We start from the raw sequence: 10,851 nt of genomic DNA on the forward strand, positions 1-10,851 counted from the left end.
CAACTTTAAACACCAAACAAACCATCTAAAAATTACCATCCCGTACATCCTCAAATCCTGGTTATCCTGATTCAGACAAATACAACTTTAAACACCAACAGAAAATCTATAAATAACATCCTGTAAATCCTCAAATCCTGGAAATCCTGATTCAGACAAAATCAAAAATCCTGATTTATCAAAATTTCACAAAATATGATATAATAAATAACCGAAATCCATGAGGATAAAAAAATGTACGATATATATGATACCGATAAACGCAAATTATTATCAGCCTTATCTCACGGAGCAATTTTTTTTAGTACAACTATTGTCTCCGTTGGTTTACCCATTGCTTTATTAATTATCTCTGATGACCCAGTTGTTAAAGACAACGCTAAAGAATCTATCAACTTCCATTTCAATGTTTGGTTTTATGGCGCAATTTTAGGAGCTTTATTTTTTCTCCTTGGTTGGTTAGTGTTACCATTGATAATATTACTACCACTCGCAGGTTTAGGATATGTGATACATTGGGGATTAACAATTTTTGCTATCATCAAAGTTTTTGGTAATCCTGAGACACCCTTCCGTTATCCATTCATCTTTCGAGTTTTTTAATCATCATTTTCATTAGGTCTTTATTTCATGATAAGTAATCAGCTATCAGTAATCAGCTAAGAGCAAGGATTCAGAAATTATAACTTCGAGAATGTTATTTGTATCTGTTTCTTTTTATTCTTTGTATTTCCATCTTTCAGATACATATATTTTATTCTGACTTCTGACTTCTGACTCCTGCATGGGCGAAGTAGGGGCGAAGCATTCGGAAAATAACCTGTGATCAAAATTGAGAATTTATCGCCCGAATGCTGATGCTTCCAGCACGCTTCGCGAACGCCCTTACAGGAAAATAACCTTTTCATCAAATTGATAATTTATCGCCCGAATGCTGATGCTTCCAGCACGCTTCGCGAACGCCCTTACGACTCCTGACTTGAAAATTATTTTCCCCAATTCCTTCCCGGAAAGTGTCAACAAAGCTGTAAAATACAAAATTGCCCCACAGCTTCATCAACAGTAGGGCAAAGACAGTTAAGCACTGTTTCTAGTTTGGCTGAAAGTCACAAATTAAAGCACTGCTTTTGTGACGCTTTGTTTGATGTCCATTGAGTTTTTATTGATATAAAATCTATGTTCCCCACCCATCGCCCTCGTCGTTTACGTACCCATCCCCAACTACGTCGCATGGTACGTGAAACCGTTTTAACAACCAATGATTTAATATATCCTTTGTTTGCTGTTCCCGGTGAAGGTATTGCTAATGAAGTAAAATCTATGCCAGGAGTTTATCAGCTTTCCATAGATAAAATTGTTGAAGAAGCAAAGGAAGTTTATGATTTAGGTATTCCCGCTATTATCTTATTTGGAATACCTGAAGATAAAGATGTTGATGCTACGGGGGCATGGCATGATTGTGGTATTGTCCAAAAAGCAACCACCGCAGTTAAAGCAGCAGTTCCTGATTTAATTGTTATCAATGACACTTGTTTATGTGAATATACAAATCATGGACATTGTGGTTATTTAACAACTGGTGATTTAACTGGTAGAGTGTTAAATGATCCGACTTTGGAATTATTGAAGAAAACCGCAGTTTCTCAAGCTCAAGCTGGTGCAGATATTATCGCACCTTCAGGGATGATGGATGGTTTTGTGCAAGCTATTCGCGCAGGTTTGGATGAAGCGGGTTTTCAAGATATCCCTATCATGTCCTATGCTGCTAAATATGCCTCTGCCTATTATGGACCATTCCGGGATGCAGCAGACTCCACACCGCAGTTTGGCGATCGCCGCACTTACCAAATGGACCCCGGTAACTCCCGTGAAGCGATCAAAGAAATTGAGTTGGATATTGCCGAAGGTGCTGATATGCTGATGGTAAAACCAGCTTTGGCATATATGGACATTATCTGGCAAGTGAAGCAAGCAAGTAATTTACCTGTGGCTGCTTATAATGTTTCTGGTGAATATTCTATGGTCAAAGCTGCTGCTTTGAATGGTTGGATTGATGAGCAGCGTGTGGTGATGGAAACTTTGACTGGGTTTAAACGGGCTGGTGCTGATTTGATTTTAACTTATCACGCTAAAGATGCGGCTCGGTGGTTGTAATAGGTTAAATTAGTCTCACGCAAAGGCGCAAAGACGCAAAGAGTATTTTGAGTGTGTTTGTGTTTGAGCGTGAGATTTTAGCTATTAATAAAAGTGCCGCCGACTGCAACGGGCGATAAGGTCAAAATTATAATAATTCAGATAACCCAAGTTGCTAGTTATATTGTTTAGGTTGGCAATGGGTAATAGGTAATTGGTGATAAAATCCCAGTCTTAATCATGTTCATCCTTAAATCCTGGATATTATCTCGACTTACTTCGACAGGCTCAGTACAAGTCGCGGTAGTTGAGCGTAGTCGAAACTCGATAACCACCTGATTCTGACAATTATTTATAAATTGAGGATGTATCGACTGATAATTTCTTTTAGTTCTTGAGGTGCTTCACTAGCTATTGCTGCTCCCAAGTCAGGACGAATAACCCACCACCAAAGTAAAGTTTCTAAATGGGTTAGTGGGTCATTATCGGGACACCATTCAATATATCCTTCATTTACACCAATGAGATTGGGGAAAATATCATTAGCTATAGCAACACGCTGATCTAATTTGTTAAATTGTACAATATCTTGCCAATTAACTTCATTTCTGGTTTCTTCTGTCACTTATACTACAATTAAAAATTCAATCTTATTTTAACAGGACTGACACAAAAAACCTATTAAACTCTTATTCTTCTGTGTTCTCTGCGGTTCGTTATTCCATACATGATGCGTAATTTTTATCAATTAACAAGCTTATCCGCTTACAGAAACAGCCATTAAATATTCAATTTCTTGAAAAACGCTTTTTATTGTCTGTACAGCATTATGGGATAATGCAAACTTAATCGTGTTAACCAGTCCCCACCAAGCTTGTAAAGTGCCTTTATTAGTAGATTGACGTAACTGTAAAGTATAAAATTCTTTCCAAGAGTTGGGTGCTTTATAGGTTTTGAGTTTGCGCCAACGTCTGCGCCAAGTGAGAATATCCTTATCTGTGGGCGGTTCTGCTTCTAAAATCGGTGGTAAGTCGGCATAACTCACAAATCTGACTAAATGTTCAGAAACTACCAGGATGACGTGCGGCCAACAGCGAATCTTTCTGATTTGCTCTACGGGTATTTTCAATAATAGGGCGATCGCTTCTTTGGTGACAAACTTAAATAAAGGATTGACGTAGTTGGATTTTGTGGTTTCTAGTGTTATCATGGTTTTAGGTTTTTCCTTTAGGATTAATGCCTAGAGGCAGAAATTTATGATTATGATTGCCGATCGCTCTTTCGTTTGGTAGACTAGGGGCGATCGCTTTTTATGTTATAACTATAATGGACTATAATTAGGCTTTTGTCAAGTATGGGTTTGGTGAGGTTGCGGGTTAAAGAATTTGCAGCGGAGAAGGGCTGGACACTCAAAGAAGTTTCTGACCGTTCAGGAATAGCATACACCACTCTGAAAAATTATGCGAAGTCTCCGGGGTTAGCTTCGGTGGATGTTACTTCTCTTCACAAGTTGGCACGGATATTTGATGTTATGATTGAAGACTTGTATGAAATCGTCAAGGAATAGGTAACTGGTGACTGGTGACTGGTGACTGGTGACTGGTGACTGGTGACTGGGAGAATGAATAACCCATTACCCATTACCCATTACTAATAAGAGTGCGATCGCTGACGTTATTAAGGACGGAGGCACGATAAAATTTAAAAACATTAAATTGTGATAAAGGTCTAAATGGCAGAAACACTATTTTTTAACGCTCTACGGGAAGCTATTGACGAAGAAATGTCCCGCGACTCTAGCGTATTTGTTTTAGGTGAAGATGTAGGACACTACGGCGGTTCTTATAAAGTCACCAAAGACCTATGCAAAAAGTATGGTGATCTGCGAGTATTAGATACCCCTATTGCGGAAAATAGCTTTACCGGTTTGGCAGTGGGAGCAGCAATGACAGGGTTAAGACCGATCATTGAAGGTATGAACATGGGCTTTTTGCTCCTCGCTTTCAACCAAATTTCTAACAATGCGGGAATGTTGCGTTACACTTCCGGCGGTAACTTTAAAATTCCCATGGTCATCCGTGGTCCTGGTGGTGTGGGAAGACAGCTAGGTGCAGAACATTCCCAAAGACTAGAAGCATATTTCCAAGCAGTTCCCGGTTTAAAAATTGTCGCTTGTTCCACACCTTACAATGCTAAAGGGTTACTAAAAGCAGCGATCCGCGATGATAACCCAGTGTTATTTTTTGAACACGTTTTACTTTACAACTTAAAAGAAAATCTACCCGAAGAAGAATATGTACTCCCACTGGATAAAGCAGAAGTAGTACGTTCTGGGAAAGATGTTACCATCCTTACCTATTCGCGGATGCGGTATCATGTCCTGCAAGCGGTGAAAACCTTGGAAAAACAAGGATATGATCCAGAAGTTATTGATTTAATATCCCTGAAACCTTTAGATTTTGATACTATTGGCGCTTCAATACGGAAAACCCACCGTGTAATAGTTGTGGAAGAGTGTATGAGAACTGGGGGTATAGGTGCAGAATTAACCGCATCCATTAATGACAGGTTATTTGATGAATTAGATGCGCCTGTACTGCGGCTGTCTTCCCAAGATATCCCCACACCTTACAACGGTAACTTAGAAAGGTTGACTATTGTGCAACCAGAGCAAATTGTCGAAGCTGTACAGAAAATGATGGCTTTGCGAGTGTAGGAAAATTGATAATTGATAATTGATAATTGATAATTGTCAATTGTCAATTGTCAATTATTCCCTCATCTTCTACTCAAACCTGACAAAAAGAAAGTTATCATAGCCTTTGTCAGTTGTGAGTGATGGTATGGAAAAACAGCGATCGCTACTAGCGTTAATTATAGTGTTGGTAATCGCCGCAATTACGGTGATTGCCACAATTCCTGTACCCTTGGGGTTAGACCTGCGGGGAGGATCACAGCTTACTATTCAGGTGAAAACAACCGAGGAAATCAAAGAAATCACGGAACGAGAACTAGAAGCTGTGCAGAAAGTAGTTGAAGGTCGTATTAACGGTCTTGGTGTTTCTGAACCAGTAATTCAAACAGTAGGTACTGATAAAATTTTAGTGCAGTTACCTGGGGTAAATGACCCAGAACAGGCAGAAAAGGTACTGGGGGGTACAGCACAGTTAGAATTTCGGTTACAAAAGCCGGATACAGATACTCAACTACTGGCCTTTAGAGTATCAGAAACAGAACTGAAAAATAAGCAAGAAGAATTAAGAACAAGCAATGATGCAGATGCTATTGCTAAAAATCAAGAAGATATCAAGAAAAATCAGCAGTCCATCGCCGAATTATTTGCCAGCACTGATCCACCATTAACTGGTAAATACCTCAAAGATGCCTATGGTGAACCCACCCAAGGTAATAATTGGAATGTTGTCCTGCGCTTCGATACCAAGGGTGGTGAACTTTTTGCAGACTTGACTAAAAGGTTAGCAGGAACAGGTCGCGCTATCGGTATTTTTCTCGATAATGAATTAATTAGTTATCCCACAGTAGGCGTAGAATTTGCCGCCACTGGGATCACAGGCGGTTCTGCTATCATTACAGGACGATTCCAAGCAGAAGAAGCAAATAATTTAGGTGTACAGTTACGAGGAGGCGCGTTACCCGTTCCGGTAGAAATTGCTGAAAGAAGAACAGTAGGTGCAACTTTGGGTCAAGATAGTATTCAAAGCAGCATTTACGCCGGTATCGGTGGTCTAATTTTAGTCCTAATCTTTATGGTGGTTTATTACAGACTACCAGGATTGATTGCCGATGTATCCCTAGTGATTTACTCTCTTTTAACCTGGGCTACTTTTTGCTTACTCGGTGTCACCCTCACCTTACCAGGAATTGCTGGATTTATCCTCAGTATTGGTATGGCGGTAGATGCTAACGTACTGATTTTTGAACGCACAAGGGAAGAATTACGCGCAGGTAAATCTTTATATCGTTCTGTAGAATCTGGTTTTTATCGGGCATTTTCCAGTATTTTAGATAGTAATGTTACTACCTGGATTGCTTGCGCGGCTCTGTTTTACTTGGGTTCTGGGTTAGTCAAAGGTTTCGCCCTCACCTTAGCTTTAGGGGTAGCTGTGAGTATGTTTACTGCCATTACCTGTAGTCGTACCTTGATGTTTATAGCTATTTCCATTCCCGCTTGGCGGAAAACAGAATTTTACTGTCCTAAGCTGACAGCAACAAATAAGCAGGAGGTAGCTAGATGACACTAGATATTAATAAATCGCGGAATCTTTGGTGGACTATTTCATCAGCAGTGATACTGAGTGGTATCATCTCAATGGTGATATCTTGGCAAAATCCCAACATTAAAGCCCCGTTACGTCCTGGTTTAGATTTTATCGGTGGTACGCGGTTACAATTGGTGAGAGATTGTAGCCAACCTGGTAACTGTGATCAACCAATAGATATTAATGTGGTGCGGGAAGTTGCCAAAGAGCAGGGACTAGGAGATAGTAGTATTCAATTAATCTCTGAAAATGGTCAGAAAAATGGCATCACTATCCGTACAAAAAACCTAGAAACTGACCAGCGCACCAATTTACAAACCGCTTTAAGTGCAAAAATTGGTGCTTTTGATCCGCAAAAAAACCAAATTGACTCTGTAGGTCCCACATTAGGAAGAGAACTGTTTAGAACTGGAGTTATAGCTTTAGCAGTTTCCTTTTTGGGTATTGTTGTTTATTTGAGTTTCCGTTTCCAGTGGGATTATGCTTTGTTTGCGATCGTTGCCACATTTCACGATCTCTTGGTGACGGTAGGAATATTCTCAATTTTGGGTTTGGTTTTAGGTGCAGAAGTAGATAGTCTCTTTATTGTTGCCTTACTGACTATTACAGGATTCTCTGTTAATGATACAGTGGTAATTTATGACCGCATCCGAGAAAATATTAAAAATCATCCCCAAACACCAATTGCAGAAATAGTTGATGATGCTGTAAATCAAACGTTAAGCAGATCAATCAACACAACTTTAACAACTATGTTGTCTTTGTTTGCTATTTTTTTGTTTGGTGGGGAAACTTTGAAATATTTTTCTCTGGCTTTAATTATTGGTTTTATCGCCGGGGCTTATTCTAGTATTTTCATTGCTAGTACCTTGTTAACATTGTGGCGAGAACGCAATGAATATACAATAGATAAAATTAATACATCTGTTGATTAAGGAGTCAGTAGGGGCGAAGCATTCGGATAAAAATATTGGGGAAAAATCGATAATTAATCACCCGAATGCTTATGCTTCCAGCACGCTTCGCGAACGCCCGTACAGGAGTCAGGAGATCAAAGAGTCAGGAGATCAAAGAGTGTCAATAACTTATGGACTCACAGGAAGAACCAACAATTAATTACTCAAACCTAGAAAATTCTGATGTTGCTTTTATCGAGCAAGTACAGAAATTATACCAGCTAACAGTATATGGCAGGTGGTTATTTGTTTGTTGTTTATGGGTGATTATTGCTCCTGTGTGTCTGTGGAATTTACGCACTGAGTTTACCTTGTGGCAACAATATTTTACCTGGGTAGCTGTGCGATATGCCCTGGCTTTTCATCCATTTGCTACTGTGGGTTTAGCTTTTTGTATTGGGATGACGGTTTCTGTTTTAATTTGGCAAATTCGCAATATTTTGATCGGTTTACCACAACCGGAAAAGCAACGTTTAGAACAGCAGGTTTTTAAGATTCGTCAACAAGGACCGAGTCATCCTTTATGGAAATTGGTGATAGGTAATTGATAATTGATAATTGATAATTGATAATTGATAATTGATAATTGATAATTGATAATTGATAATTGATAATTGATAATTGATAATTGATAATTGATAATTGATAATTAAACAGAGTTTTAATTTTTAATTCATCAACATCCTGTACATCCTTTTAAGGAAGTGGGAGAAACAAATATAGCTACTACTATCATAACAGTAGGTGAGCTAACTTATATGTGGGAAAATTGGAGAGACAATCATGAGTAATTGAATATCTTGATTTTGATGTTTGATTTTTTTGTCTGAATCAGGATGTCCAGGATTTAAGGATTTAATGGATTATCAATTTATGGATTATCAATTTAACGATCTTTCAAGATTAAATAATTTCCATGATCTCAATAATCAATAATATAAATATATCACAAATATTCATCAATTACATCCTGATGCAGAAAAATCATCAAATCAACACTTGACAAAATCCCCAGATTGTTTTCTTCTTATGTTATGGGTGGAAAAGAGTGCGCCCATATATATATAGACTTTATATATAGACTTTATCTATCAACATCATAAATATTCATCCCATCCTGAAAATCCTTAAATCCTGGATATCCTAATGCTGACGGTGGTATAGTATAATCATGGCTAGATATACCCAGCAACTACCATGAGTCAATGTATCAATCCTGACTGTCTTTACCAAAATCCCCAAGGTACTAATTTTTGTCAAAATTGCGGTAGTAAAATCATTTTAGATGATCGTTATCTCCCTTTAAAATTTCTCGGTGAAGGTGGTTTTGGTAGAACTTTTCAAGCTGTAGATATCAAAAGATTAAATACACCCTGCGTCATCAAACAATTTTTACCCCAACAAGCAGGAAGTTCATCTTTACAAAAAGCGACGGAATTATTTCAACAAGAAGCTCAACGACTGCAAGAATTAGGTAAACATCCGCAAATTCCTGATTTACTCGCTTTCTTTCCCCAAGATGGTAGACTGTATTTAATTCAGGAATTTATTGATGGGCAAAATTTACTGCAAGAGTTAGACACTCAAGGTAAATTAAACGAACCACAAATCAGAATTATCTTAACAGAGTTATTGCCTGTTTTGCAATTTATCCATGACAATAAGGTAATTCATCGACATATCAAACCGGAAAACATTATTAGAAGCAAAACCGGTAAATTATTCCTGATTGATTTTGGCGTTTCTAAAGAAACAAGTGGTAGTATTTTAACTAGAGTGGGAACTATTACCGGAACTCCTGGATATGCACCACCAGAACAATTTAGGGGGATGGTTTACCCAAGTAGTGATCTTTATAGTTTAGCTGTAACTTGTGTCAGATTATTAACGGGACTTTTTCAAAAAAATGATGGTTCTGATTCTTTGTTTGATCCGATAAATATGGAATGGCAATGGCAAAAGTATGTTTCTTTAAGTCAGGAATTAACTGATATTTTAGAAACTATGTTGCAAGATATTCCTAAAAAACGTTATCATTCAGCAACAGATGTTTTAGCAGCATTAAATAATCCCATTCCGCAAAAAATTGTTGTTGTTCCTAACCCCCAACCTCCGCAAACACAACCAACTTCTAATAATCCATTTAAACAAATTTTTCAACAGTTGATTTCTCCCCCAATTAACTCACCTCAACCAACGATCATTAAACCTCAACCTACTAATTCTCACACATCATTTCAGGAAAATTTAGGTAATGGTGTATTATTAGAAATGATTGCTATTCCGGGGGGAAGTTTTTTAATGGGTTCACCGGAAAATGAACCTGAGAGACGTGATTCAGAAAGTCCTCAACATCGGGTGAATATTCAACCATTTTATATGGGCAAGTTTACTGTAACTCAGGCACAATGGGAACGGGTAGCAGCGTTACCAAAAATTAAACAGGATCTCAATCCTCAACCTTCCCGCTTTCAAGGTAAAAATAAACCAGTGGAAAGAGTTTCATGGCTTGACGCACAGGAATTTTGTGCTAGAATAAGCAAAGCTACAGGTAAAAAATATAGTCTACCTAGTGAAGCACAATGGGAGTATGCTTGTAGAGCCGGAACAACTACACCATTTTATTTTGGGAACACTATTACCACTGATTTAGTAAATTATGATGGTAACTATTCCTACGGTGCTGCACCAAAAGGCAAATATCGTCAACAAACCACAGATGTAGGTTCTTTTCCCCCTAACGCTTTTGGTTTGTATGATATGCACGGTAATGTCTGGGAATGGTGTGAAGATGACTGGCATAAAAACTATATAAATGCGCCTATAGATGGCAGTGCTTGGATTAGTCTAAGCGATTCTAAAATGCTGCGCGGTGGTTCTTGGGACGGCTATCCTGCTTTTTGCCGTTCGGCGCGTCGCCTCTGTTATGTTGCGGGCTTCGACTTCCTCAACGACGGTTTTCGTGTTGTGTGTGGTGCTGCGTGGACTTAGTATCCCTTTATACTGTTGCTCTTTTACCCTCTGCCCTTCTTGCTCTTTTCCCTTTCCCCTCGCCGTCAGGCGATCAAGTTTTTTTAAGATTTTAGAGGCATTTAATTTAGTTTAAAGTTGTATTTGTCAGAATCAGGATGTCCAGGATTTTAGGATTTACAGGATGTGATTGAGAGATTTTCTGTTGGTGTTTAAAGTTGTATTTGTCTGAATCAGGATTTTGAGTAGAGTAATTTTCAGATTGTTGATAATCATGCAAAAACAATCATTAAATAACATCCTGCAAAAATCCCCAACTTGCCAACAAACAATCATTGAAAAACATCCTGTAAATCCTCTGATCCTGGACATCCTGATTCAGACAATTATAATTCAACAAACAGAAAATATTATAGCAGTAGACAGAGTAGTTAGGACATCAATGAATCATGAAACTCTCACCCCAACAGGGTTTTACTCCTGACTCCTGACACCTGACTCCTGACTCCTGC

General features: G+C 38.4%; 11 protein-coding genes. 8 read left to right on the plus strand and 3 right to left on the minus strand.

The genetic code is table 11. The features are described from left to right. Nucleotides 1-243: 243 nt before the first annotated feature. Nucleotides 244-603 (plus strand): DUF4870 domain-containing protein, encoded by a 360-nt coding sequence (locus PN497_RS05070; protein ID WP_096572576.1) that lies wholly within the window; start codon nucleotides 244-246, stop codon nucleotides 601-603. A gap of 573 nt (nucleotides 604-1,176) precedes the next feature. Continuing rightward, nucleotides 1,177-2,154 carry a porphobilinogen synthase gene (hemB, locus tag PN497_RS05075; protein WP_096565892.1) on the plus strand — a complete coding sequence of 326 codons (978 nt, stop codon included), beginning with the start codon at nucleotides 1,177-1,179 and terminating at the stop codon, nucleotides 2,152-2,154. Between the two features lie 331 nt (nucleotides 2,155-2,485). On the opposite strand, the gene PN497_RS05080 is transcribed toward hemB, so the two are convergent. Further along, nucleotides 2,486-2,758 (minus strand): hypothetical protein, encoded by a 273-nt coding sequence (locus PN497_RS05080; RefSeq protein ID WP_096565890.1) that lies wholly within the window; start codon nucleotides 2,756-2,758, stop codon nucleotides 2,486-2,488. 132 nt (nucleotides 2,759-2,890) lie between these two features. Then, nucleotides 2,891-3,343, minus strand: coding sequence for a hypothetical protein (locus PN497_RS05085; RefSeq protein ID WP_096565888.1), 453 nt, complete (start codon nucleotides 3,341-3,343; stop codon nucleotides 2,891-2,893). A gap of 144 nt (nucleotides 3,344-3,487) precedes the next feature. On the opposite strand from PN497_RS05085, the gene PN497_RS05090 reads away from it, so the two are divergent. Then, the gene (locus PN497_RS05090; RefSeq protein ID WP_096565886.1) at nucleotides 3,488-3,700 is read left to right on the plus strand and encodes a helix-turn-helix domain-containing protein; all 213 of its coding nucleotides are present in this window, start codon (nucleotides 3,488-3,490) and stop codon (nucleotides 3,698-3,700) included. On the opposite strand, the gene PN497_RS05095 is transcribed toward PN497_RS05090, so the two are convergent. After that, nucleotides 3,637-3,774: a hypothetical protein gene (locus PN497_RS05095; RefSeq protein WP_272109742.1), complete on the minus strand. Its 138-nt coding sequence runs from the start codon at nucleotides 3,772-3,774 to the stop codon at nucleotides 3,637-3,639. The two genes, PN497_RS05090 and PN497_RS05095, sit on opposite strands and share 64 nt — an antisense overlap. 91 nt (nucleotides 3,775-3,865) lie before the next feature. Here PN497_RS05095 and PN497_RS05100 point away from each other — a divergent pair, with 91 nt between their 5' ends. From PN497_RS05100 to PN497_RS05120, 5 genes are all read left to right on the plus strand, one after another. Continuing rightward, nucleotides 3,866-4,849, plus strand: a complete 984-nt coding sequence (locus PN497_RS05100) for an alpha-ketoacid dehydrogenase subunit beta (protein ID WP_096565884.1) — start codon at nucleotides 3,866-3,868, stop codon at nucleotides 4,847-4,849. A 127-nt stretch (nucleotides 4,850-4,976) separates the two neighbouring features. After that, complete coding sequence (gene secD / locus PN497_RS05105) at nucleotides 4,977-6,389, plus strand: protein translocase subunit SecD (protein ID WP_096565882.1); 1,413 nt, start codon at nucleotides 4,977-4,979, stop codon at nucleotides 6,387-6,389. Next, nucleotides 6,386-7,348: a protein translocase subunit SecF gene (gene secF, locus PN497_RS05110; RefSeq protein ID WP_096565880.1), complete on the plus strand. Its 963-nt coding sequence runs from the start codon at nucleotides 6,386-6,388 to the stop codon at nucleotides 7,346-7,348. The genes secD and secF overlap by 4 nt, the downstream gene beginning before the upstream one ends. Before the next feature lie 152 nt (nucleotides 7,349-7,500). Then, nucleotides 7,501-7,917: a hypothetical protein gene (locus PN497_RS05115; protein WP_096565878.1), complete on the plus strand. Its 417-nt coding sequence runs from the start codon at nucleotides 7,501-7,503 to the stop codon at nucleotides 7,915-7,917. 649 nt (nucleotides 7,918-8,566) lie between these two features. Then, complete coding sequence (locus PN497_RS05120; protein ID WP_096565876.1) at nucleotides 8,567-10,360, plus strand: bifunctional serine/threonine-protein kinase/formylglycine-generating enzyme family protein; 1,794 nt, start codon at nucleotides 8,567-8,569, stop codon at nucleotides 10,358-10,360. Nucleotides 10,361-10,851 lie beyond the last annotated feature (491 nt).

The sequence above is a fragment of the Sphaerospermopsis kisseleviana CS-549 genome, assembly GCF_028329225.1.
GTDB classification, from domain to species: domain Bacteria; phylum Cyanobacteriota; class Cyanobacteriia; order Cyanobacteriales; family Nostocaceae; genus Sphaerospermopsis; species Sphaerospermopsis kisseleviana.